Raw genomic sequence first — 21666 nt, forward strand, 5'->3', positions numbered from 1 at the left:
GGGCGGCAAGCTATTTCGCGTGCCAGTCGCCGTCGCTGCCCTTGTCGTACTTCTTCTTCACCGCCGCCCACGCCACCTTGTGCGCCACCTCCTCGCGCGATTCCTCGCCGCGACGCTCGTCGCTGTCGGCGTATTCGTCCCAGGCGCTGTTGAACGCTTCCTTGTAGATCTCCTGGGCGTGCTTCGGCACGTGCTCGCGCACCGACTCGGGCAACTCGCTGACGGTCTTGTAGGGCATGACATGCTCCGGCAGGGAACTGCGGCCAGCCTGGACCCGGCCAGGTCCAGCGCGCGTCAAATGGATGTCCATATCGCGCGAAACGCGGGCGGCGGCCACGCGTGCGACAACCCGCCAGCGGCCTGCGTCCGCGGCACTGGTCGCCCGCGGTGTTTGCCCTAGAATCGGCCCAGGCAACCCCTTGCGCAGCGCGCGGGAGGACAACGTGGCGATGCGTCAGCTGGTATTGCTGTTCGACGGCACCTGGAACAAGCCCGAATCCAACACCAATGTGGAGCGTCTGCGCCAGCTGATCGCCCCGCTCGACGACCACGGCCATTCGCAACTGGTCAACTACATTCCCGGCGTGGGCGTGACGCGCGGCATCAGCCATCTGCTCGGCGGCGCGTTCGGCTACGGCCTGTCCGGCAACGTGCTGGATGGCTACCGCTGGCTGTGCGAGCAGTGGCAACCGGGCGACCGCATCTTCCTGTTCGGGTTCAGTCGCGGCGCCTACACCGCCCGCAGCCTCGGCGGACTGATCCGCAAATGCGGCCTGCTGCGCTGCGGCAACGACGACAAGGTGGCCAGGTCCGACGTGTCCGCTGCCTACGCCCTCTATCGGGACGCCGCCAGCAAACCCGACGACGACGTCGCAGTCGCCTATCGTGCCGAGCATTCGATCGAGGTGGATATCCACTTCATCGGCGTATGGGACACGGTCGGCTCGCTGGGCATTCCCGACACCGCCTCCTGGTTTCCGTATGCCCGGGCGCGCTACCGGTTCCACGACACCGAGCTGAGCCGCATCGTGAAGTACGCCTACCAGGCGCTGGCGCTGGACGAGCATCGGGCCGACTTCGCGCCCGCGGTGTGGACGCGCAATCCGTACACCGTCAAGCCCGGCGAATCGCTTACCTCCAAGAAGAACGAGCAGATCGACATCGAGCAGCGCTGGTTCATCGGCTCGCATTCGGACGTCGGCGGCGGCAACGACTGCGACGGTGCCGGCCGCAAGCCTGACCCACTGCCCGACCTGCCGCTGGCCTGGCTGCAGCGCAAGGCCATCGACGCCGGCCTGGCGTGCGACAGTCTGCTGCTGCCCGCCGCCGACGCGTACACCGGCGTGCCGCGCAATTCGTACCGGGAATTCATGAGCGGCCTGTACAAGGAATTCAAGCCGCCGATCGATCGCCTGCTCGGCACCGGCGTCAACGAGAAGGTCGACGAGTCGGTGTGGCAGCGATGGCTCGCCGACAGCAGCTACCGCTCGCCGTCGCTGGCCCGCGCGCTGACCAGCGCCACCGTGCTGATGTCGGTGGAGGCCGTGGTGCCGATCGCGCATGCGCCCGCCGCTAGCGAGTCGATCACCAGCGCGCCCGCCGCCTGAGCCTCATCGCTCAGCGCGGCTCGGCGATCTCCGCCTCCATCACCTCCGCCGCATCGGCGCCGCTGACCGGCAACACGGCCTCGCGGGTCACGCCGTGGTACCAGCCCCAGGCCAGCACGCCCAGTACGGTCAGCAGCGACGCGCCCAGCGCCAGCTGCAGCATGCTGGCCGACAGCAGCGGCGACATCACGCCGGCCACGAAGCCGCACAACAGCAGGCTGGCAAACGCCTGCACCGAGGAGATGCCGCCACGATGGTGCGGAAAGCGATCCAGCAACAGCAGGGTCAGCGTGGGGAACGCCAGCTGCACGCCGATGCCGTGCAGGATCAGCGGCAGCATCGACCACGGCAGGCGCGGCTGCGGAAACAGCAGCGCCAGCAGCAGATGCGCCACGCAGGCCAGCAGCATCGACGCGTAGCCCAGGCTCACGGTGCGCTTGGCGCTGGCGCGTTCGGCCATGCGCCCGGACAGCCAGGCGCCGCTGATCAAGCCGACCACCACCGGCACGAACAGCCACGGAAAACCCTGCGCCGAAAGATGCAGCAGCTCGCGCACGATGCGCGGCGCGGAGGAAATGTAGAGGAACAGCCCGGCGAAATTGACCGAGCTGGAAACCAGCAGCGGCCAGAACGAGCGCTCCCGCGCGAACGCCAGGTAGCCGGCCAGCAACGGGCGCGGCGCGAAGCGCGAACGCCGTTCCGGCGGATGCGTTTCGTCCAGCAGGGTCAACAGGGCCACCGCCAGCAGCAGGGTGAAGCCGGCCAGCAGCCAGAAGATGCCGTGCCAGCCGTCCAGTGGCAGCAGCAGGGCGCCGATCATCGGTGCGATCACCGGCGCCACGCCGAAGATCATCATCACCTGCGACATCAGCCGCTGCGCCGCCGGCCCTTGCAGGCTGTCGCGGATCACCGCCCGGCCCACCACCAGGCCGGCGCCCGCGCACATGCCCTGCAGGCTGCGACAGGCCAGCAGCATCGCGAACGAGGTGGACGAAGCCGCGCCCACCGACGCCAGCGCGTAGACCAGCATGCCGGTGACGATCACCGGCTTGCGCCCGATCGCATCGGAGATCGCGCCATGGAACAGGCTCATCACCGCATAGGTGAGCAGGTACGCACTGACCAGCTGCTGCAGCGCCGTGTCGTCGACCTGGAAACGCGCACCGATCAGCGGGAACGCCGGGAACACCGCATCGATCGAGAACGGCCCGATCATCGACAGCCCGGCCAGCAGCCACGGCAGGCTGCGTCGCACGGTGTGCTGGGCTGGAGTCATGATGGCATGCTGGTCGCGGCGGGTCGCGGCGGGTCGCGCATTATAGGGCGACCCTTGACGTCGGGGCGGCCGGATCGACTAGGATGTTCGCCATGGGAGATGGCATGCCTCCCGTCCCGGAATGCTCGCTCCCCCCGGGACAAACCGCTTCTCGCGCTCCTCGTGTTGAAGTTGATGATGCCTGCTCCCCCGGTTTCCGGCGGTGCAGGCGTGCCTGCCACCGCGGAACCGGACACATTCCCGTCAGGAGGCGCGCTCGTGGGCTTTACCGGATTCGTGGCAATCGGCATCGGCGGCGCCATCGGCTGCTGGCTGCGCTGGGGACTGGGCATCCTGCTCAACCCGATGTTCCCCACCCTGCCGCTGGGCACCCTGGCGGCAAACCTCGCCGGCGGACTGCTGATGGGCTGCATGATGGGCCTGTTCGATCACTTCCAGGCACTGCCGCCCGCACTGCGGCTGTTCGTGTTCACCGGCTTCCTCGGCGGCCTCACCACCTTTTCCACCTTCTCCGCCGAATCCGCCACCCTGCTGCTGCGCCAGCAGTACCTGTGGTTCAGCGGCCATGTCGCGGTGCACGTGATCGGCTCGCTGGCGATGACCGTGCTCGGCATCGCGCTCACCCGCAGCCTGCTGCGCCACTGACCGGGCATCCGCATGAAACCGCAAGACCTGCAACAAGGCGTGCACCTCACCTTCTACTGCCACTCCCGCGCCAGACACGACGGCATGCTGCTGTCCGAATGGCTGCTGGAACAGGCGAAGCAGCGCGGCATCGGCGGCGGCTCGGTGTTCCGCGCCATCGCCGGCTTCGGCCGGCATGGCGTGCTGCACGAGGAGCAGTTCTTCGAGCTGGCCGACGACCTGCCGGTGAAGATCGAGTTCCTGCTGCGCGACGATCAGGCCGCGACGCTGCTGCAACTGGTGCGCGAGGCGGGCGTCGACGCGACGTATGCGCGCTGGCCGGCAGACTTCGAAATCCTCGGCAAGCACTGACCAAGAACGAAACATCCGCCGCGAGGCAAGGCCATGAGTCAGGACGATCTGAAAGACCGCGCCAGCCAGTTGCTCGAACAGGCCGGCATCCACATCGACGGCAACGCGCCGATCGACCTGCGCGTGCACGACGACCGCCTGTATCCGCGGGTGTTCGCGCATGGCTCGCTGGGTCTGGGCGAAGCCTACATGGACGGCTGGTGGGACGCGGACGACCTGCCCGGCCTGTGCACGCGGCTGCTCACCGCGGGGCTCGACCAGGAACTGAAGACGCTGGATACCCTGCTCGCCCACCTCAAGGCGCGCTTCATCAACCTGCAGCGCGGCGAGCGCGCGTTCGAGATCGGCAAGGCCCACTACGACCTCGGCAACGACCTGTTCCAGGCCATGCTGGGCAAGCGGCTGGTCTACTCCTGCGGCTACTGGGCCAGGGCCGACAACCTCGACGACGCGCAGGCGGCCAAGCTCGACCTGGTCTGCCGCAAGCTGCAGCTGAAGACCGGCCAGCGCGTGCTGGACATCGGCTGCGGCTGGGGCGAGGCGCTGAAATACGCCGCCGAGCGTTACGGCATCGAAGGCGTCGGCATCACCGTCTCGCAACAGCAGGCCGACTACGCCCGCGAACTGTGCGCCGGCCTGCCGATCGAAATCCGCCTGCAGGACTACCACGACATCAACGAGCAGTTCGACGCGGTGTTCTCCATCGGCATGTTCGAGCACGTCGGCGGCAAGAACTACCGCGCCTACTTCGAGACCGTGCGCCGCTGCCTCAAGGACGACGGACTGTCGCTGCTGCACTGCATCGGCAGCAACCGCGCACCGGCGCAGACCGACCCGTGGATCGAGAAATACATCTTCCCCAACTCGATGATCCCCGCCGCGAGTCAGGTCACCACCGCGCTGGAGGACCTGTTCGTGATCGAGGACTGGCACAACTTCGGCGCCGACTACGACCGTACCCTGACCGCGTGGCGCGCCAACGTCGAAGCGGCGTGGCCGAGCCTGCCAGCCAGCTATGACGAACGCTTCCGCCGCATGTGGCGCTACTACCTCGCGGTCTCCTCCGCGGTGTTCCGCAGCCGCCGCGACCAGCTGTGGCAAATCACCCTGAGCCCGAACGGCGTGCCCGGCGGCTATCGCGTGCCGCGCTGAAACGCCCGCGCCCGTGCTTGCAGGCAACTTGAAGGCCCCGCATAGTCCAGTCTGACCTTGCCCCTGGGAAACCCCGATGAAGCTACGCATCGCCGCCTTGCTGGTCGGCCTGACCCTGCTCGCCAACGCCGCCCTGGCCATCGGCACCTCTCCAGCCTCCGCCACCCCAGGCAACGCCTACTTCGACAACAGCGGTCGCGACGACGTGCTTGCCGGCGGCGTGAAGATGATCCCGGTCACCACGCCCAGGGGCACGTTCCACGTCTGGACCAAGCGCGTGGGCAACAACCCGAAACTGAAGGTCCTGCTGCTGCACGGCGGCCCCGGCGCCACCCACGAATACTTCGAGGCGTTCGACAGCTATTTCCCGGGCGCCGGCATCGAGTATTACTACTACGACCAGCTCGGCTCGGCCTACAGCGACCAGCCCAAGGATATTTCGCTGTGGACCATCGGCCGCTACGTCGACGAAGTCGAACAGGTCCGCCAGGCGCTGCACCTGGACAAGGACAACTTCTGCCTGCTCGGCCAGTCCTGGGGCGGCATCCTGGCCATGGAGTACGCACTGAAATACCAGCAGCACCTGAAGTGCCTGGTGATCTCCAACATGATGGATTCGATCCCGGCCTACAACGTCTACGCGAAGAACGTGCTGATGCCGGCGATGGACCAGAAGCAGCTGGCCGAAGTACAGAAGCTGGAAGCCGAACACCACACCGACGATCCGCGTTACATGCAGATCCTGACGCCGATGCACTACGAGCAGCACATCCTGCGCATGCCGGCGGATCAGTGGCCCGATCCGGTCAAGCGCGCCTTCGCCCACATCAACGAACAGATCTACACGCTGATGCAGGGCCCCAGCGAACTCGGCGCCAGCGGCCGACTGGAGCACTGGGATCGCAGCGCCGACCTGCACCGCATCACCGTCCCCACCCTGGTCATCGGCGCCCAGCACGACACGATGGACCCGAAGTACATGCAGTCGATGGCGAAGAAACTGCCGCAGGGACAGTTCCTGCTCTGCCCGAAGGGTGGCCACATGGCGATGTATGACGACCAGCAGACGTACTTCAATGGGTTGATCGGGTTTTTGCGAAGGGTGAAAGCGCGATAACGGAAGGGATGGTTGCGGAATTACACTGTAATTTGAAATCTACTTACCGTTAGAACCGTGGTGACATTTTCAGGGGGCGTCGTGAGCGAGAAACCGGACCAGGCCCAGGAGATTGGAAAAGCGATCGTCGTCGCGGCAAAGCCAGAAGAGCTAGATGCCCTTAGCGCGTGGGCACAGACCATGCTGGACATCAAAGCTAGCAAGATCTCCGCAGTCCAAAAAGCCAAATCCGCCATACTCGCGTCTACTGACAGGAAGGTTCTAGCCCCCATCCTCCAAGTTACTTGGAAAGAGCTAAAGCGTGTCGGATGGGAAGAGCGCAGTCTGCCTGCACGGATGGCCATGGGGGGTGCTGTTGCTGCACTGACGATTTCAGGACAAGGCGCAGGAATAGTTGCATTGGGTGGCGCAATCGGCGTGCCCCTTTTTGTCGTATTCGGTGCTGGGAGCGCGCTTGCCGGCGTAATAATTGATGAGGTCAGGAGAAAGAAGTGATCGCCGTCCGCAGTTCTAACAGCTCATTCAAGCCGATGCCGCAATTGGCGCGGGTTAACCCAAGTGTTAGCTGCCATTACAAATGACCATTGCAACGGAAGCACAAGAAATCTATCTCAGCAAGATCAACGAGACGCTAGCGCGGCTTGAAGCTTGTGCGGCATTTCTTGGCACATATACCTCGACCGGTTCAATTTCGCTACTAGAGGCAGCAGCGCTGCAAGCGCGCAAAGCCTTTGAGACTGTCGCATACGCGGCAATTGCGCCAAACAAGGCTCGCTACAAGGCATTTCGTGCGCAAACGGAACGGCCATCAGATTACCGGAAGGACTATAACGCTCGAGCGATTCTCCAGCATTTAGCAAAGATCAACCCAGACTTTTATCCAACTCCCCTTCTGCCCCCTACACAGCAGGCACCGGGGCATTGGCACTTCGATTTGAAGGTTGATGGCTATCTAACAAAAACGCGATTTGAGTCGTTCTACGACAGGCTCGGAAAATTCCTCCATGCCGACAATCCGTGGGGTAGCGACAAGGGCTTTGCGAACCTTGCAGCTGATCTTCCTTCGACTGTAAGCCAACTTAGGGGACTGCTTGCGCTTCACAAGACGATTGTCCGTGTTCCAAACTTCTCAGGCGTCTGGGTTATCGAGGTGCCAACTGATGGTCGCGCACCGCATATTCTGACTGCACAGGCCACAGGCGAATTTGCCGTTGTCGTGGGTGGAAGCTAACGATTCGTTGAGGGCGGACAACTTCGCCACCACTCAACTCAAGCTCACGAGCAATGAGGCTAGGTACATTTAGATTCAAACGCCACGAACTCTCCCAAGGAGCGGAAATGGATACCCCGAACAAGTACTGGTTTCCCGCCAAGCGCTACGGCTGGGGCTGGGGGCTGCCGACCCGATGGCAGGGTTGGGTTTGCCTCGCCATCTATGCGGGGTGTGTTGCACTCGTCATTCATTTCCTGCGCCCGGCGGTGGATCCCATCATGTTCGCGATCAGTCTTGTATTGCTCACTCTCGGACTGATGGCCGTGTGCTGGCTGAAGGGCGAGCCGCCTCGCTGGCGTTCGGGCAGCTGACCTGAGACTTTCAGCACAGCGCACTTCGTCGCAACGATTCATCCAGACCGGAAAAGTATTTTCCGCGGCGGTTCCTTTTGCTTCAGCACGACGCAACTCCATCGGAAGCGAACCATGAGCAAGCAAGTCCCACTCTCCGAATACCTCATCCTCTCACGCGGCCAATGGGACAAGGACGCCTCGCGAGAAGATATCCAGGCGGCGATCGACCGGTTCTACGCGTGGTACGACCGGCTGGTAAGTGAGGGCAGGATCGCACTTGGGCATCGGCTGGCACGCGAGGGCAAGGTGGTATCGCGGCAGGCGGCCATGGACGGCCCGTTTGCCGAGGCCAAGGAAGTGGTCGGCGGTTACTGGTTCATCCTGGCCGACAGTCTGGACGAGGCCGCACGCATCGTGTCGGAAAACCCCTGCCTGACCTACGGCCTGGTTTGCGAGGTGCGGCCGATCGATCCGGCGCGCGGCAGCGCGTATGCATTGACCAACGAAACTCCGACCTAGCAGCCCATGCACATCCGTCTTGACGACCTGACCGGCCCCGAGATCATCCAGCTGCTGCGCGAGCATCTGCGAGACGTGGCGTTGCACTCCCCTCCGGAAAGCATCCATGCACTCGACCTCGATGCACTGCGCCAGCCGGACATCACGTTCTGGAGCGTGTGGGAGGACGATGAACTGATGGGCTGCGGTGCGCTCAAACAGCTCGATGCCGGCCACGGTGAGATCAAGTCGATGCGCACCGCGGCGATCCACCTGCGCAAGGGCGTGGCCGCCACGCTGCTGCAGCATATCCTCGGGGAGGCAGCGCAGCGCCACTATCGGCGGCTGAGCCTGGAAACGGGTTCGATGGCCGCGTTTGCGCCGGCCCATCGCCTCTACGCCCGCTTCGGCTTCATGCCATGCGGACCGTTTGCCGGCTACGTCGAAGACCCTTACAGCGTGTTCATGACGCGGGATGTGCCGCAGCAGTATTGAACCGATCGCACCTACCCGCAACACTCGCGGACATGAAGAAGCCAACCCTGTTCGCACACATCCTGATCGGCGTCGCCCTGCTGCTGCCCGTCGCAGCCATCGCCCGCCCTGCGCTGTGGGTGGTGAAGGACGCCGACACCACGATCTATCTGTTCGGCACCATGCACCTGCTGCCGCATGACACGGCCTGGCATTACCCGGCACTGGACCAGGCGCTGGCGGACAGCCAGACGCTCTACATCGAACTGACCGATGACACTCCGGCGAACATGATGCCGCTGGTATTGCGCTATGGCATGGACACCTCGCATCCGCTGCCGACCCTGCTCGACCATGCCGAACAGCTGCGGCTGAACATCGCGGCGAACGAGGCCGGCGTGCCCGGTGGCATGCAGACACTCAGCATGATGCGCCCATGGATGGCGGCGCTGACGCTGGCGACGGCGCCGCTGCTGAAGGCCGGGCTTGATCCCGAGCAGGGCGTGGACAAGCAGCTGAAGGCGCAGATGACGAGCGCCGGCAAGCAGGTGCTGGGGCTGGAAACCGCCGAACAGCAGATCCGCTTTCTGGCCGACATGCCGCAGGCGGCACAACTGGCGTTCCTGCGCTCGACCATGCGCGATGTCGGCAAGGGTCCGATCGAACTGACCCAGCTGATCGACGCGTGGAAGGACGGCGATGTCGCCACCATCGCCCGGCTCGAAGACGAAGACCTGCGCCAGACCGAGCCGAAGCTTCATCAGCTGCTGCTCGTGCAGCGCAATGGCATCTGGGCGCGGAAGATCGCCGCGATGCTGCAGCAGCCCGGCACCGTCTTCATCGCCGTCGGCGCCGCGCACCTGGCCGGGCCGGACAGTGTGCAGGCGCAGCTGCTCAAGCTGGGCATCGACGCGGTTCGCCAATAGCGGGAGGGCTGCTGCAGCGTCTCCCGAACCATCAGGTCCAGCGCATCACCGCTTCTGCCGTGTCGGCCGGCGTGGAGTTGAAGCAGATCTTCGCGTCAGGTGCGCGCTCGTGAACCACGTTGATGAGTTTCTCGAACAGCAGCAACAGCGACGGCGTGCGAAGTCCGGCGCCGATCATCACGCAGTCGAAGCTCCCTCGCTGGAGATGCTGTGCGGCAACCGCTTCGGCAGTTTCACCCGCATCGACGAGGCAGCTTTCCACCACATGGCCCATGCCACGCAATCGCTCCAGCTGGGCATCGATGAATGCCTTGACGAGATCGGGAGTGAGCTCGGGAAATTCCGAGAAATCGGCAAAGACCGGATCAAGCCCCAGGGCAAGCACGCTTTTCGACATTTGTTCGGGCTCCGTTGCATGCGGATCAGTCGATGCCGGCGACAGCATGCGGCAGGTAGGGCGCTTCAAGCGCCTCGATTTCGGCATCCTGCAATCTGACCGTCAGTGCTGCCACGGCTTCTTCCAGATGCTGCGGTTTGGTCGCGCCGACGATTGGCGCGGTGACCACGGACTTGTGCAGCAGCCACGCCAGCGCCAGCTGCGCACGCGGCACGCCAAGCCGCGCGGCGACCTCGCCGACGCGATCCACCACAGCCTTGTCCGCCGCCTTGCTCGCGGCATACACGCCATCGCCCCAGGGATCGGAGCCGCCACGCACCGTGCTTGGCTCCTCCTCCCACGACCGTGCCAGGCGCCCGCGCGCCAGCGGACTCCACGGCACCACGCCGATGCCCTGGTCCGCGCACAGCGCCAGCATCTCGCGCTCTTCCTCGCGATACAGCAGGTTGTAGTGCGGCTGCATCGAGACGAAGCGTGTCCAGCCATGCAGGTCGGCGGTGTGCAGCGCCTTGGCGAACTGCCACGCCATCATCGACGAGGCACCCAGATAACGCGCCTTGCCCGCTTTCACCACGTCATGCAGCGCCTCCATCGTCTCCTCGATCGGCGTGGCGTGGTCCCAGCGGTGGATCTGGTAGAGATCGACGTAGTCGGTGCCGAGCCGGCGCAGGCTGGCGTCGATCTCGGTCATGATCGATTTGCGCGACAGGCCGCCGCCGTTGGCGTCCTCGCGCATCGGGTAGAACACCTTGGTCGCGATCACGACCTCCTCGCGCCGGGCGAAATCGCGCAAGGCGCGCCCCAGCACCAGCTCGCTGCCACCGGCGGAGTACATGTTCGCGGTGTCGAAATAGTTGATGCCCAGTTCGAGCGCGCGGCGGATGAAGGGCCGGCTGTGCTCCTCGTCGAGCGTCCATGGCCTCGCCCTGGTGGGCGCTTCCGAATAGCTCATGCAGCCCAGGCAGATGCGCGAGACCTTGAGGCCGGTGTTGCCAAGTCGTACGTAGTTCATGGGGATCACCTCTCTCTCGTTGCGTGAAATCGGTCCGGCCCTATCGCCGCGCCTCGCGGTGGATGGCGATGCCGGCGGCAACCAGCGCGATGCCGATCGTCTCCGCCCGCCCGGGCAGCTGGTGCAGCACGACGGCGCCGACCAGGCAGGCGGTGGCGGGCAGCAAGGCCAGCAGCATCGCAAAGGTGGCCCGCGGCAACCGCGCCATCGCCAGCTGGTCGCACACGTAAGGGATGACCGATGATGTCACGCCCACGCCCATGCCTGCGGCGAGCAGCGGCAGGCTGAGCAGCGCCGGCGTGGCCGGGCGAAGACCGATCAGGCTCACCACCACCAGCGCCACCAGCATTGCGGCGGCCAGGCCATCGATGGCGTTGCCGCCGGCATCGTTCGCGACTCGATGGCCGAGCACGATGTACAGCGTGAACAGCGCGCAGTTGGCGAACGCGAACGCGAAGCCGAGCGGCGCGCCGGCCAGGCGCAGGTGGGTCAGGAACCACACGCCGGCAATCACCAGGGCCAGCGCCACGGTATTGCGCTGCGTGCGCAAACCGGCCAGCGCCAGCGCGATCGGGCCGAGGAACTCGATCGCGCCGACCGTCGCCAGCGGCAGTCGATCGATCGCCAGGTAGAAGCAGGCATTCATGCCGCCGAGCACCACGCCCAGCCCCGCGATGTTCCATCGCGCCGCCACATCCATCTGCCGGAAGCGGCGCCACGGCCGCCGCCACGCGGCAAAGATCAACGCCGCGCTGGCGATCCGCAGCCAGGCGACGCCGAGTGGCTCGACCCGGGCGAACAACAGCACGGCGAAGGCCGGGCCGAGGTAGTGGAAGATCGCACTGGCCACGAAATACAGCTGCGGCGGCGGCGCGAACCGCGGTAACGGAGAGGTGGAAGGCTGCTCGTTCATGGCCTCCCATTTTCCAGGGAACCGGCGCATGATCCATCAAAAATCCAAGGATACGTCCGTCAATTTTTCAACTATCGCAGTAAAAGTGAACGATATGCCTCAGATTTCCAGCCTCGTCTCCGATCCCCGCAACATCGAATTGCTGAAGGCGCTGCAGGAAGACCCGCGCCAGCCGGTCAGCAAGCTCGCCAGTCGCATCGGCATGTCCGCGCCGGCAGTGAAGGAGCGCCTCACCCGGCTGGAGGAAACCGGGGTGATCTGCGGCTACCGGATCGAGCTGGAACCCAAGGCGCTGGGCTGGCCGATCACCGCGTATGTGCGCGTGCGCCCGATACCCGGGCAGCTGTCGAAGATCGCCGAACTCGCGCAGAAAATGCCGCAGGTGGTCGAGTGCCACCGCGTCACCGGCGAGGACTGCTTCATCATCAAGGTGTACCTGGACGCGCTGGAGAATCTCGACCAGATCCTCGACCGCTTCCTGCGCTACGGCCAGACCACCACCTCGATCGTGCAGTCCACCCCGGTGCCGCTGCGTGCGCCGCCGCTGCCGGGCAGTGGCGGCAGCAATCCGTAGACGCGCTACAAGAGGTTGCCACTTTCTGGCACCATCGACCGGTTATCCGCGCCGCGCGCGCCACTTTCCAAGATGTAACCCATGAACCTGCAAGCCAATTACGAACAGATCCCGCTCAAGGAATACGCCGAGCGGGCCTATCTCGATTACTCGATGTACGTGGTGCTGGACCGCGCCCTGCCCTTCGTGGGCGACGGCCTGAAGCCGGTGCAGCGGCGCATCATCTACGCGATGAGCGAGCTGGGCCTGAGCGCCACCGCCAAGCCGAAGAAATCCGCACGCACCATCGGCGACGTGATCGGCAAGTTCCATCCGCACGGCGACAGCTCCAGCTACGAAGCGATGGTGCTGATGGCGCAGCCGTTCTCGTACCGCTACCCGCTGGTCGATGGCCAGGGCAACTTCGGCTCGCCGGACGACCCGAAAAGCTTCGCGGCGATGCGCTACACCGAATCCAAGCTCAGCCCGATCGCCGAGGCCTTGCTGGGCGAACTGGGCCACGGCACGGTCGACTGGGTGCCGAACTTCGACGGCACGCTGGAAGAGCCGGGCTGGCTGCCGGCGCGCGTGCCGCACGTGCTGCTGAACGGCTCGATGGGCATCGCGGTGGGCATGGCCACCGACATCCCGCCGCACAACCTGCGCGAGCTGGTCACCGCCTGCATCCGCCTGCTGGACGAGCCGGAGGCCAGCGTCGCCCAGCTGTGCGAGCACGTGCTGGGCCCGGACTACCCGACCGAGGCCGAGATCATCACCCCGCGCGCGGACCTGCTGTCGATCTACCAGACCGGCGGCGGCTCGGTGCGCGCCCGCGCGGTGTACCAGCGCGAGGAAGGCAACATCGTGATCACCGCGCTGCCGCACCAGGTCAGCCCGTCGAAGATCCTCGAACAGATCGCCGCGCAGATGCGCGCCAAGAAGCTGCCGATGATCGAGGACCTGCGCGACGAGTCCGACCACGAGAACCCGATCCGCCTGGTGATCGTGCCGCGCTCCAACCGCGTCGACGCCGACGAGACGATGCAGCACCTGTTCGCCACCACGGACATGGAAAAGAGCTTCCGCGTCAACCTCAACATGATCGGCCTGGATGGCCGCCCGCAGGTGAAGGATCTCAAGCGCATCCTCACCGAGTGGCTGAGCTTCCGCACCAGCACCGTCACCCGCCGACTGGAAAACCGGCTGGCCAAGGTCGACCGCCGCCTGCACCTGCTTGAAGGCCTGCACACCGCCTACCTCAACCTCGATGAAGTGATCCGCATCGTGCGCACCGAGGACGAGCCCAAGCCCGTGCTGATGGCGCGCTTCCGGCTCAGCGAGGAGCAGACCGACTACATCCTCGAAACTCGCCTGCGCCAGCTGGCCCGCCTCGAGGAAATGAAGATCAACTCCGAGCGCGACCAGCTCGAAGAGGAGCGCGCCCGCATCAACGTGCTGCTGAAATCGCCGGCCAAGCTGAAGGGCCTGATCAAGGAAGAACTGCGCGCCGACGCCGAGAAATTCGGCGACGCACGCCGCTCGCCGCTGGTCGAGCGCGAAGTGGCCCAGGCGCTGGACGAAAGCGCGCTGGTCGCCAGCGAGCCGGTCACCGTGGTGCTCTCGCAGAAGGGCTGGGCACGCGCGGCGAAGGGCCACGACATCGACGCCGAGGCGCTGAACTATCGCGAAGGCGACGGCCTGCTCGCCGCGGTGAAGGCGCGCACCACGCAGCAGGTCGCCTTCATCGACTCCACCGGCCGCGCCTACTCCACGCCCGCGCACACCCTGCCCTCGGCGCGCGGCAACGGCGAGCCGCTGACCGGCCGCTTCAGCCCCGCCGGCGGCGCCAGCTTCGACGCGGTGATCGCCGGCGACAACGACACCCGGCTGATCCTCGCCACCGACTTCGGCTACGGCTTCGTCAACCGCTTCGAAGCGCTCACCGGCCGCAACAAGGCCGGCAAGCAGATCATCTCGCTCAGCGACGGCGCGAAAGTGTTGCCGCCGCAGGTCAGCGCCGACCCGGCGCGCGATCGCATCGTGGTAGTCACCACCGAAGGCCACCTGCTGATGTTCTCGGTGGCCGAGCTGCCGGAACTGGACAAGGGCAAAGGCAACAAGCTGATCGAGATCCCGAAGAAGCAGCTGGCCGAAGGCGAACGCGTGGCCGGCGTGGCCGTGGTCACCGAAGGCAAGGGCGAAGTCACCATGTACGCGGGCGCGCGCAAGCTCACCCTGAAGTGGGCCGACCTGGTCGAATACGGCGGCAACCGCGCCACCCGCGGCAACCTGCTGCCGCGCGGTCTGCGCCGCGTCGAACGGATCGAAACCACCGGTTGAGCACGGCATGGCGCAGGGCGGGCAGTGCCCGCCCTGCGGAGCGAGTCCAGGAACTTGTCGCCGCACCACCGTTCCAACAGGGATGTGCACGCCGACGCGACCCCGCGCGTTGAACACGTGACCACCGGAGTAAGCATGACCATGCAACGCATCCTCCCTGCCCTGTTCGCCGCCCTGCTGACCACCACGGCCTGGGCGCAGACGCCGGCCAGGCCGCTGAACCTCAAGCTGGCGCCCGCCGACATTCCCGCAGCCAGCAGCACCGTCGCCAGGCCGGCCTCCGCCACCAGCGCGCCCGGCGTCTACTACGGCGACACCAGCGGACGCATGGGCAACACCGAGGTCACCAGCGCCAGCGACACCGATTCCGATTGCGACGATTACAGCTACAACCGGCCGCAGGTGCACGGCAGCGTCGGCATGGGCGTGGTCGGCGGCAACCACGTCAGCGGCAATTACCAGACCGGCACGGTGAACCTCAGCAAGGCCTTCGGCAGCTGCGACCATCCCCGCGGCGGCGTCAGCATCTCGATCGGCGGGGGCACCGGCAACTTCCACGGGCGCGGGCATTGATGCAACGGTAGCCACCAGGGGCTTGGCGAGGCGACGCTTCGACTCCGTTCGCTGGCGCGAGCTGCGCTCAGCGTGAGAATGATGTCAGGGACAATAGTTGCCTGCGTGGATCACCGCGGCTGGGCCGCGCGCGTACTGGCGATGAAACAGGCGAGAGTCGCTGCCGCGGAAAAAAAAGAGGCGCACCGCGCCTCCCACCATCAATTTATATCAGCCACCGGGACTTGCGACAAGGCTGGTGGCGTGAACTAGGATCGCCGCCCTGCCGATCGGGCAGGAAGCGTGAGACGCACCGGGCGATGCATGACGACGAGTGGGTTCCGGTTACCAGCGAGAACTGCAACCGGGTGGACGGGCCGTTCTATCACGGGACGAGGGCGGATCTTTCGGTCGGCGATTTGCTGACTGCCGGGTTCACCTCCAATTACGACGATCGCGTGGTGATGAACCATGTCTATTTCACTACCGTGCCGAAGGTGGCCGGTCTTGCGGCGGAGATGGCCCGTGGTGCGGGAAGGCCGCGCGTCTATGTCGTCGCGCCGACCGCGGCGTTTGAAGACGACCCGAACGTCACGAACAAGAAGTTTCGCGGCAACCCCACACGGTCGTATCGAAGCGCGTCACCGCTGAGGATCGTGGGTGAGCTCACAAGCTGGGAGCCCTACGACGAGGAGTTCATTTCGGCACTGAAGAGCCGCGTCGAAGGCGGCATGGGAGAAATTATCAACTGAGAAAAAGGGGACCCGCCAGAAAAGGTATCTGGAACCATTCGTGGCTTTGTTTAAAGTCGCTGACAACAACGTCAGCCTGTCCGCATGTCATCAACGCGCGTTCGCACAAGACACGATCTGAGACAGGGCTCGTCGCTTGTCCGTCCAGAAGTGGCGCCGCATACTCGGCGCAACGTCCCGTTTTCGGGCCCAAGAAAACGCTGGACCTTGAAAACTGCCACGGCAATCTTCGCAGCAATCGCTGGAGCTTCAGCAGGCTTCATTGCCGGAGTGTTCGCTGCGTTTCTTGGCGGCGTACACGAGAAGCCGGCGTTCTTCGCAATTTCACTGTCCTCATCCATCGCCCTTGCCCTTGCATCGCTAGCCGGCGCTTCACGTTTGCATGTGGCGTTCCCCCGGGCCCATTACGCCATTCTCGCAGCCTCCATGGCCGGGGCGGGAGTGGGCGTGTGGAGCGTCCTTCGCATGATCAAAGTCATTTAGTCGGGCGCGGACGCCTAACGGGCGCAACTGAAAACCAGAGCGGGCGAAGGCAAGTAAATCGGCTTGTTGCCTCCGTCCCCTTTGATTGATATTGCCCATCTCCATGCGCAACACCGCGATGGCCACCTTGTCCGAAGCCTGCACGTGCAAATTAAAGGGGACGAAATTAAAGGGGACGTGGCCAATTAAGTGGAGCTGCGGTTCTCCGCCAGCGCCTCAGGCAACGGCGCGTTCGCACGAAGCCAAGCCTCCCCAAGCAGCTCCACCAACCGCGCCTCGCACGCCGACAGATCATGCCCGCGCCGCTGTGAAACCACGAACGTCAGCGAACGGATGTGCCACGCACGCCGCTCAAGCTCGACGAGCTGTCCGCTGGCCAGATCCTCGGCGACGAGATGCCGCGGCAAGTGTCCCCATCCCAGCCCGGCCTTCAGCAGATCGCGTTTGGCGCCAAGGTCATTGACCAGCCACTGGCGCTTGCCGGCAACACCCTGTTGGGTCTTGTCGGCGCCGGGCTGGTTGTCGGTGACGATGATCTGGATGTAGCGGCCAAACTCGTCCACGGGGACGGGGCTGGGTGTCGAAGCCAGCGGATAGGTCGGCGCACAGACCGTCGCCATCGCTTCCTCGCGCAGCCAGTGGCGCTCGATGGCATGCGGGTTCACTTCCGGCACGTCGTTGATGGTGACGGCCAGGGCGCACACTTTTTCGAGCACCAGCTTTTCGCCGCCCTGCATGGTGGTGATGCGCAGGTTGATCGCGGCGGTGGGGCATTCTTCCTGCAGAGTGCGCAGGCAGCCGATCAGGTGGGCGCGCGGAAAGTAGGCGTCGACCGCCACCGACACTTGCGGCACACCGGCCTTGGCGATCGCGCCGGCGCGGTTCTTCATTTCCTCCGTGCGCGAGATCACCGCCCGTGCGTCCGGCAGGAGGCTGCGCCCCGCCGCGGTGAGCTGGGCCTTGCGCGTGTTGCGCTCGAACAGCTCGACGTCGAACGCGCTTTCCAGCGCCTTGATCGCGTGGCTGATGGCCGACTGCGCCCGCGCGAGCTTGCGCGCCGCGCCCGAGAAGCTGCCCTGGTCGCACACCGCCACGAACGCACGCAGCTGGTTGATGGTGACGTTGTCGAGCATGAGTTATCCAGAAAATAGATCGTATCAAGCGATGTTTCGTCAATTGGTTTGATGCGTCAAGCGACCCAGATTGGTTGGGCAACCGGCTCGAACAGGCCGGATCACCCCACTCAAGAAGGATCATCCCCATGAGCTACGCCATCATCGGTTTCGGTTCCATCGGCCAGGCCCTCGCCCGCGCGTTCGCCCGCAACAACATCGAAGTCACGGTCGCCAGCCGGCGGCCGCCCGAAGCACTGTTGCCGCAGGCGCAGGCGATCGGCCCCAGGGTCATCCCAGGGACTTTGCAGGAAGCGGTCAAGGCGGACGTGATCATCCTGGCGGTGCTGTTCGAGGGGCACCGTGACATCGGCAAGCTGCTTGCGGACTGGAAGGGCAAGACGGTCATCGACGCGATGAACACGAATGACCCCGTCGAAACGCTCGACAACCTCCCCTCCTCCGCCTTCGCCGCCAGGTCGTTCCCCGGCGCCAGGTTCGTCAAGGGCTTCAACCACCTGCTGTCGCGCACGCTGGCCACCGACCCCAAGGTCGAGGGCGGCCACCGGGTGGTGTTCCTGTCGAGCGACGACGAAGCGGCCACCGCGCAAGTGGCGGACCTTGCCAAGCGACTCGGCTTCGCCCCCGTCAACCTCGGCAAGTTCGACGAGGGCGGCGCGCTGGTGCAGGCACGCGGCCGCGTCTGGGGCCCGCTGATTTTCCAGGACCTGTTCAAGCAGCAGCCCTGAACGCGCACGGCCATCGCGACAAGGATCGCGATCGGCGCGCCATCCCCATCACTGCTTCGGCAGTGGCAACCCCTCCCACCAAGGATCCATGACATGAGCAAGTTGAACGGCAAGACCGCCGTCATCACCGGCGGCGCCACCGGCATCGGCCTCGCAGCGGCAGAGCGCTTCATCGAGGAAGGCGCCTTCGTCTTCATCTACGGCCGTCGGCAGGAAGCGCTCGACGCCGCGCTGGCAAAGCTCGGCCCCAACGCCCGCGCGGTGCAGGGCTCGGTCTCCGACCCGGCCGATCTCGACCGGCTTTACGCGGCGGTGAAGGCCGAACGCGGCACCCTCGATATCGTGTTCGCCAACGCCGGGACCGGCGGCCTGCTTCGGCTGGGCCAGATCACCGCGGAGCACATCGACGAAACCTTCGATACCAACGTGAAGGGCACGATCTTCACGGTGCAGCAGGCGCTGCCGCTGATGGGCCCGGGTGGCTCGATCATCCTGACCGGATCGAGCGCCGGCACCACCGGCGCCCCGGCCTTCGGCGTCTACAGCGCGAGCAAGGCCGCCGTGCGCAACCTCGCCAGGACCTTCGCGGAGGACCTGAAGGGCACCGGCATCCGGGTCAACGTGCTGTCGCCCGGACCGACCGCGACCGAACTGGCGAAGGCCGCGGTGGGCGAGGAAGGCCTGAAGGCGTTCGCCTCGATGAACCCGTTGCAGCGCATGGCCGAACCGGCCGAGATCGGGGCGGCGGCGGCCTTCCTGGCGTCGTCGGACAGCAGCTTCATGACCGCCAGCGAGCTGGCCGTCGATGGTGGGCTGGCGCAGATCTGACGCGTTGCATATGGCCGGGTGCTCCTTCCGATGGGTTGGAGCGCCTTGTCGATTGCCCGGTGGCCGCGCCGAGCTACCAACCCGCATACGCCACCCACCCCTTGAACGTGAAAGCCGCATAGAACAGTTCATGCCGTTCGAAGCCCGCCTGCTCCAGCAGGTCGACTTCAGCTTCGGGGGAAAGCAGCGGGAGGCGGCGGGCCATCGCTTCGATCGTCGTGGCCGGATTCGCCACGGGTACGCCGTTCGAGGTCATGAAGGCCACATGCCTGCCCAGCCAGCGCAGCTTCTCGTCCGGCGCGTCGGGTACGCTGTGATGCGCCATCACCAGCGGGGCGCCTGGTTTCAACCGGCGCCACAGCTCGCGCAGCGCCTGCAGGCGCTCCGCGAAGGACAGGAAGTGCATGGTCAGCAGGCAAACCGCGCCGTCGAATTCGATGGCCGGGGCCGCATCGATACAGCCTTCCAGCAACTCCACTCTCGGCGCCAGCGGCCCCAGCGTCTGGACGGCCAAATCCAGCATCGGCGCCGACGGGTCGACGCCGAGCAGGCGCCAGTGCGGGTAAGCCTCGGCGAGGGCCTTGAGCTCCAAACCTCCACCGGCGCCCAGCACCAGCACGCGCCCATTGGACGGCACGTGCTCGTGCAGGAGCAGGCCGGTCATCTGGTGGAGCGCATGCAATCCGGGCACCTGCCGCAGCGGCCCGTCCGTGTATCGCGCCACCGCCTGGGGATCGTTGAAAGAAGACATGCTGCCCTCGCCGCTTGACATGGAGGCACTAACGTAACATCGTTTGTTACATGAAACGAGACAGCCGACTTTCCGCCGTACTCCATGCCCTGCTGCACATGGCCGAGTGCGATGCGCCGATGACGTCCGATGCGCTGGCGCAGTGCCTGGGCACGCATCCGGTGGTGGTCCGCCGCACCATGGGCCTGCTGCGCGAGGCCGGCCTGGTCACGGCGGAGCGCGGACACGCCGGCGGCTGGCGCATTTCGGCAGACCTCACCAAGGTCACGCTGCGCCAGTTGCACGAAGCGCTGGGCGAGCCTGCGCTGTTCGCCGTGGGCAACCGGAACGAACATCCCGAATGCCTTGTCGAGCAGGTGATCAATGCGGCGCTGGACACCGCGTTCGCCGACGCCGAGGCACTGCTGTTGCAGCGGTTCGAGTCTGTCACCCTGGCCGCGCTGGCCGCGGATTTCGTGCGGCGCCACGGCGCGCATCGATCGAGGCACCGGCATGAAGCATGACGTGATCATCATCGGCGGCAGCTACTCGGGCATGGCCGCGGCACTGCAGCTGCTGCGGGCGCGGCGCAGCGTACTCATCATCGACGGCGGCAAGCGGCGCAACCGCGGCGCCCGTCATTCCCACGGGTTTCTGGGCCAGGATGGCGTCGATCCCGCCGAACTGGCCCGCGTTGCCCGCGAGCAACTGCACGCGTATCCCACGCTGACCTGGCTGGACGGCGAAGTCGAGCAGGCGACCGGCGCGATGGACGACTTCCAGGTGGTCTGTGGCAGCACCCCGCATTCAGCCCGGCGCTTGCTGCTGGCGATCGGCGTGTCGGATCGGCTGCCCGGGATTCCCGGCCTGGCCGAGCGCTGGGGCAGGAGCATCTTCCACTGCCCGTATTGCCACGGCTACGAACTGGACCAGGGCCGCATCGGCGTCATCGCGACCGGCTCGATCTCGATCCATCAGGCGCAGCTGCTGCCGGAGTGGGGAAACACCACGTTCTTCCTCAACGGCACGTTCGAACTCGACGAGACCGCCGCGGAAGAACTGGCCCGTCGCGGCGTGACGGTCGAAACGACGCGAATCGAGCGGATCGACGGAGACGCCGACGTCGTGCTCACCGACGGACGACGCATGAGCTTCGCCGGCCTGTTCACCGCGCCGCAGAACGAGCCATCGACGCCGATCGCGGCGCAGCTCGGTTGCGAACTGGCCGAAACGCCGATGGGCCTGCAGATATCGACCGGAGAAACCAGGGAGACCACCGTGCCGGGCGTGTTCGCCTGCGGTGACGCGGCAAAGATCCCGCACTCGGTGTCGCTTGCGGTGGGCGACGGCGCCTGGGCCGGTGCGCAGATCCACCGGTCACTGGTGTGGCCCGGGGCATAGCCCGCTTCCGCCGGCACACGGCTCGCAAAGCGCGTTCCTCCGGCGCCCGATCGAGCCGATCCCGAGGCGCAACCTGTTGCCCACGCAGAAGCGGAACCGCAAATACGTTCCGATGGAATCGCTCGCCCGCGCTGAAGCGGGAAATGCGCTGAAACTCACAAAGACGGCGGTCCGAAGCGGGGTTCTTTGGCATCGGTGCCGACAACGAGGCAAACTGCGCGCCTGTCCAGAC

At 65.5% G+C, this 21666-nt stretch carries 27 protein-coding genes and 1 riboswitch; of the genes, 20 read left to right on the plus strand and 7 right to left on the minus strand.

The window, feature by feature from the left end; translation table 11 throughout:
• Nucleotides 1-10 precede the first annotated feature (10 nt).
• Entirely contained in the window at nt 11-238 is a 228-nt protein-coding gene (chaB, locus tag ABNK63_RS11540) for a putative cation transport regulator ChaB (protein ID WP_007806399.1), read from the minus strand.
• Between the two features lie 211 nt (nt 239-449).
• Here chaB and ABNK63_RS11545 point away from each other — a divergent pair, with 211 nt between their 5' ends.
• The gene (locus tag ABNK63_RS11545; protein ID WP_238530901.1) at nt 450-1607 is read left to right on the plus strand and encodes a DUF2235 domain-containing protein; all 1158 of its coding nucleotides are present in this window, start codon (nt 450-452) and stop codon (nt 1605-1607) included.
• 10 nt (nt 1608-1617) lie between these two features.
• On the opposite strand, the gene ABNK63_RS11550 is transcribed toward ABNK63_RS11545, so the two are convergent.
• A complete protein-coding gene (locus ABNK63_RS11550; protein ID WP_007806404.1) occupies nt 1618-2883 on the minus strand; it encodes a multidrug effflux MFS transporter in 1266 nt (421 codons plus the stop codon).
• Nucleotides 2884-2969: 86 nt separating this feature from the next.
• Nucleotides 2970-3074, plus strand: a riboswitch (Fluoride riboswitch).
• A gap of 67 nt (nt 3075-3141) precedes the next feature.
• Between ABNK63_RS11550 and crcB the strand changes: the two genes are divergently transcribed.
• The 10 genes from crcB (at nt 3142) to ABNK63_RS11600 (ending at nt 9612) form a co-directional block, all read left to right on the plus strand.
• Nucleotides 3142-3528, plus strand: coding sequence for a fluoride efflux transporter CrcB (gene crcB / locus ABNK63_RS11555; RefSeq protein ID WP_007806405.1), 387 nt, complete (start codon nt 3142-3144; stop codon nt 3526-3528).
• A 12-nt stretch (nt 3529-3540) separates the two neighbouring features.
• Nucleotides 3541-3879: a DUF190 domain-containing protein gene (locus ABNK63_RS11560; protein ID WP_350015694.1), complete on the plus strand. Its 339-nt coding sequence runs from the start codon at nt 3541-3543 to the stop codon at nt 3877-3879.
• Nucleotides 3880-3912: 33 nt separating this feature from the next.
• Nucleotides 3913-5031 (plus strand): cyclopropane fatty acyl phospholipid synthase, encoded by a 1119-nt coding sequence (cfa, locus tag ABNK63_RS11565; RefSeq protein ID WP_350015695.1) that lies wholly within the window; start codon nt 3913-3915, stop codon nt 5029-5031.
• Nucleotides 5032-5107: 76 nt separating this feature from the next.
• Nucleotides 5108-6148, plus strand: a complete 1041-nt coding sequence (locus ABNK63_RS11570) for a proline iminopeptidase-family hydrolase (RefSeq protein ID WP_350015696.1) — start codon at nt 5108-5110, stop codon at nt 6146-6148.
• A gap of 81 nt (nt 6149-6229) precedes the next feature.
• A complete protein-coding gene (locus ABNK63_RS11575) occupies nt 6230-6643 on the plus strand; it encodes a hypothetical protein (RefSeq protein WP_350015697.1) in 414 nt (137 codons plus the stop codon).
• Between the two features lie 82 nt (nt 6644-6725).
• On the plus strand, nt 6726-7379 hold the full coding sequence (locus tag ABNK63_RS11580) for a hypothetical protein (protein WP_350015698.1): 654 nt from the start codon (nt 6726-6728) through the stop codon (nt 7377-7379).
• A 107-nt stretch (nt 7380-7486) separates the two neighbouring features.
• Nucleotides 7487-7732: a hypothetical protein gene (locus tag ABNK63_RS11585; RefSeq protein ID WP_350015699.1), complete on the plus strand. Its 246-nt coding sequence runs from the start codon at nt 7487-7489 to the stop codon at nt 7730-7732.
• Nucleotides 7733-7846: 114 nt separating this feature from the next.
• On the plus strand, nt 7847-8233 hold the full coding sequence (locus tag ABNK63_RS11590; protein WP_350015700.1) for a YciI family protein: 387 nt from the start codon (nt 7847-7849) through the stop codon (nt 8231-8233).
• Between the two features lie 6 nt (nt 8234-8239).
• Nucleotides 8240-8707, plus strand: coding sequence for a GNAT family N-acetyltransferase (locus ABNK63_RS11595; RefSeq protein WP_350015701.1), 468 nt, complete (start codon nt 8240-8242; stop codon nt 8705-8707).
• A 32-nt stretch (nt 8708-8739) separates the two neighbouring features.
• The gene (locus ABNK63_RS11600; RefSeq protein ID WP_350015702.1) at nt 8740-9612 is read left to right on the plus strand and encodes a TraB/GumN family protein; all 873 of its coding nucleotides are present in this window, start codon (nt 8740-8742) and stop codon (nt 9610-9612) included.
• 31 nt (nt 9613-9643) lie between these two features.
• Here the strand turns inward: ABNK63_RS11600 and ABNK63_RS11605 are convergent, their stop codons facing one another.
• The 3 genes from ABNK63_RS11605 to ABNK63_RS11615 are packed head-to-tail and all read right to left on the minus strand — an operon-like array spanning nt 9644 to nt 11934.
• A complete protein-coding gene (locus ABNK63_RS11605) occupies nt 9644-10009 on the minus strand; it encodes a hypothetical protein (protein WP_350015703.1) in 366 nt (121 codons plus the stop codon).
• Nucleotides 10010-10034: 25 nt separating this feature from the next.
• On the minus strand, nt 10035-11021 hold the full coding sequence (locus tag ABNK63_RS11610) for an aldo/keto reductase (RefSeq protein WP_350015704.1): 987 nt from the start codon (nt 11019-11021) through the stop codon (nt 10035-10037).
• A 40-nt stretch (nt 11022-11061) separates the two neighbouring features.
• A complete protein-coding gene (locus tag ABNK63_RS11615; RefSeq protein WP_350015705.1) occupies nt 11062-11934 on the minus strand; it encodes an EamA family transporter in 873 nt (290 codons plus the stop codon).
• 94 nt (nt 11935-12028) lie between these two features.
• On the opposite strand from ABNK63_RS11615, the gene ABNK63_RS11620 reads away from it, so the two are divergent.
• The 5 genes from ABNK63_RS11620 (at nt 12029) to ABNK63_RS11640 (ending at nt 16614) form a co-directional block, all read left to right on the plus strand.
• Nucleotides 12029-12508 (plus strand): Lrp/AsnC family transcriptional regulator, encoded by a 480-nt coding sequence (locus ABNK63_RS11620; RefSeq protein WP_350017217.1) that lies wholly within the window; start codon nt 12029-12031, stop codon nt 12506-12508.
• Between the two features lie 81 nt (nt 12509-12589).
• A complete protein-coding gene (gene parC / locus ABNK63_RS11625; protein WP_350015706.1) occupies nt 12590-14827 on the plus strand; it encodes a DNA topoisomerase IV subunit A in 2238 nt (745 codons plus the stop codon).
• A 135-nt stretch (nt 14828-14962) separates the two neighbouring features.
• Nucleotides 14963-15400, plus strand: coding sequence for a hypothetical protein (locus tag ABNK63_RS11630; protein WP_350015707.1), 438 nt, complete (start codon nt 14963-14965; stop codon nt 15398-15400).
• 299 nt (nt 15401-15699) lie between these two features.
• Nucleotides 15700-16131 carry an NAD(+)--rifampin ADP-ribosyltransferase gene (gene arr, locus ABNK63_RS11635; protein WP_350015708.1) on the plus strand — a complete coding sequence of 144 codons (432 nt, stop codon included), beginning with the start codon at nt 15700-15702 and terminating at the stop codon, nt 16129-16131.
• Nucleotides 16132-16338: 207 nt separating this feature from the next.
• Nucleotides 16339-16614, plus strand: coding sequence for a hypothetical protein (locus ABNK63_RS11640; protein ID WP_350015709.1), 276 nt, complete (start codon nt 16339-16341; stop codon nt 16612-16614).
• Nucleotides 16615-16799: 185 nt separating this feature from the next.
• On the opposite strand, the gene ABNK63_RS11645 is transcribed toward ABNK63_RS11640, so the two are convergent.
• Nucleotides 16800-17708, minus strand: a complete 909-nt coding sequence (locus ABNK63_RS11645) for a LysR family transcriptional regulator (protein ID WP_350015710.1) — start codon at nt 17706-17708, stop codon at nt 16800-16802.
• 113 nt (nt 17709-17821) lie between these two features.
• Here ABNK63_RS11645 and ABNK63_RS11650 point away from each other — a divergent pair, with 113 nt between their 5' ends.
• The gene (locus ABNK63_RS11650; protein WP_350015711.1) at nt 17822-18475 is read left to right on the plus strand and encodes an NADPH-dependent F420 reductase; all 654 of its coding nucleotides are present in this window, start codon (nt 17822-17824) and stop codon (nt 18473-18475) included.
• Between the two features lie 93 nt (nt 18476-18568).
• Nucleotides 18569-19303 (plus strand): SDR family oxidoreductase, encoded by a 735-nt coding sequence (locus ABNK63_RS11655; RefSeq protein WP_350015712.1) that lies wholly within the window; start codon nt 18569-18571, stop codon nt 19301-19303.
• A gap of 73 nt (nt 19304-19376) precedes the next feature.
• Here the strand turns inward: ABNK63_RS11655 and ABNK63_RS11660 are convergent, their stop codons facing one another.
• Nucleotides 19377-20054: a class I SAM-dependent methyltransferase gene (locus tag ABNK63_RS11660; RefSeq protein WP_350015713.1), complete on the minus strand. Its 678-nt coding sequence runs from the start codon at nt 20052-20054 to the stop codon at nt 19377-19379.
• Between the two features lie 50 nt (nt 20055-20104).
• Here ABNK63_RS11660 and ABNK63_RS11665 point away from each other — a divergent pair, with 50 nt between their 5' ends.
• Nucleotides 20105-20557, plus strand: coding sequence for an Rrf2 family transcriptional regulator (locus ABNK63_RS11665; RefSeq protein WP_350015714.1), 453 nt, complete (start codon nt 20105-20107; stop codon nt 20555-20557).
• A complete protein-coding gene (locus tag ABNK63_RS11670; RefSeq protein WP_350015715.1) occupies nt 20547-21434 on the plus strand; it encodes an NAD(P)/FAD-dependent oxidoreductase in 888 nt (295 codons plus the stop codon). The genes ABNK63_RS11665 and ABNK63_RS11670 overlap by 11 nt, the downstream gene beginning before the upstream one ends.
• The last annotated feature ends 232 nt before the right edge of the window (nt 21435-21666 follow it).

Origin of the sequence: Rhodanobacter sp. IGA1.0, assembly GCF_040208325.1 — a bacterium.
Lineage (GTDB): Bacteria > Pseudomonadota > Gammaproteobacteria > Xanthomonadales > Rhodanobacteraceae > Rhodanobacter > Rhodanobacter spathiphylli.

Coding starts and splice junctions, on each gene's coding strand:
- chaB (WP_007806399.1), bottom strand. CDS start 238: ATGCCCTACAAGACCGTCAGCGAGTTGCCCGAGTCGGTGCGCGAGCAC.
- ABNK63_RS11545 (WP_238530901.1), top strand. CDS start 450: ATGCGTCAGCTGGTATTGCTGTTCGACGGCACCTGGAACAAGCCCGAA.
- ABNK63_RS11550 (WP_007806404.1), bottom strand. CDS start 2,883: ATGACTCCAGCCCAGCACACCGTGCGACGCAGCCTGCCGTGGCTGCTG.
- ABNK63_RS11560 (WP_350015694.1), top strand. CDS start 3,541: ATGAAACCGCAAGACCTGCAACAAGGCGTGCACCTCACCTTCTACTGC.
- cfa (WP_350015695.1), top strand. CDS start 3,913: ATGAGTCAGGACGATCTGAAAGACCGCGCCAGCCAGTTGCTCGAACAG.
- ABNK63_RS11570 (WP_350015696.1), top strand. CDS start 5,108: ATGAAGCTACGCATCGCCGCCTTGCTGGTCGGCCTGACCCTGCTCGCC.
- ABNK63_RS11580 (WP_350015698.1), top strand. CDS start 6,726: ATGACCATTGCAACGGAAGCACAAGAAATCTATCTCAGCAAGATCAAC.
- ABNK63_RS11585 (WP_350015699.1), top strand. CDS start 7,487: ATGGATACCCCGAACAAGTACTGGTTTCCCGCCAAGCGCTACGGCTGG.
- ABNK63_RS11590 (WP_350015700.1), top strand. CDS start 7,847: ATGAGCAAGCAAGTCCCACTCTCCGAATACCTCATCCTCTCACGCGGC.
- ABNK63_RS11595 (WP_350015701.1), top strand. CDS start 8,240: ATGCACATCCGTCTTGACGACCTGACCGGCCCCGAGATCATCCAGCTG.
- ABNK63_RS11600 (WP_350015702.1), top strand. CDS start 8,740: ATGAAGAAGCCAACCCTGTTCGCACACATCCTGATCGGCGTCGCCCTG.
- ABNK63_RS11605 (WP_350015703.1), bottom strand. CDS start 10,009: ATGTCGAAAAGCGTGCTTGCCCTGGGGCTTGATCCGGTCTTTGCCGAT.
- ABNK63_RS11610 (WP_350015704.1), bottom strand. CDS start 11,021: ATGAACTACGTACGACTTGGCAACACCGGCCTCAAGGTCTCGCGCATC.
- ABNK63_RS11615 (WP_350015705.1), bottom strand. CDS start 11,934: ATGAACGAGCAGCCTTCCACCTCTCCGTTACCGCGGTTCGCGCCGCCG.
- ABNK63_RS11620 (WP_350017217.1), top strand. CDS start 12,029: ATGCCTCAGATTTCCAGCCTCGTCTCCGATCCCCGCAACATCGAATTG.
- parC (WP_350015706.1), top strand. CDS start 12,590: ATGAACCTGCAAGCCAATTACGAACAGATCCCGCTCAAGGAATACGCC.
- ABNK63_RS11630 (WP_350015707.1), top strand. CDS start 14,963: ATGACCATGCAACGCATCCTCCCTGCCCTGTTCGCCGCCCTGCTGACC.
- arr (WP_350015708.1), top strand. CDS start 15,700: ATGCATGACGACGAGTGGGTTCCGGTTACCAGCGAGAACTGCAACCGG.
- ABNK63_RS11655 (WP_350015712.1), top strand. CDS start 18,569: ATGAGCAAGTTGAACGGCAAGACCGCCGTCATCACCGGCGGCGCCACC.
- ABNK63_RS11660 (WP_350015713.1), bottom strand. CDS start 20,054: ATGTCTTCTTTCAACGATCCCCAGGCGGTGGCGCGATACACGGACGGG.
- ABNK63_RS11665 (WP_350015714.1), top strand. CDS start 20,105: ATGAAACGAGACAGCCGACTTTCCGCCGTACTCCATGCCCTGCTGCAC.
- ABNK63_RS11670 (WP_350015715.1), top strand. CDS start 20,547: ATGAAGCATGACGTGATCATCATCGGCGGCAGCTACTCGGGCATGGCC.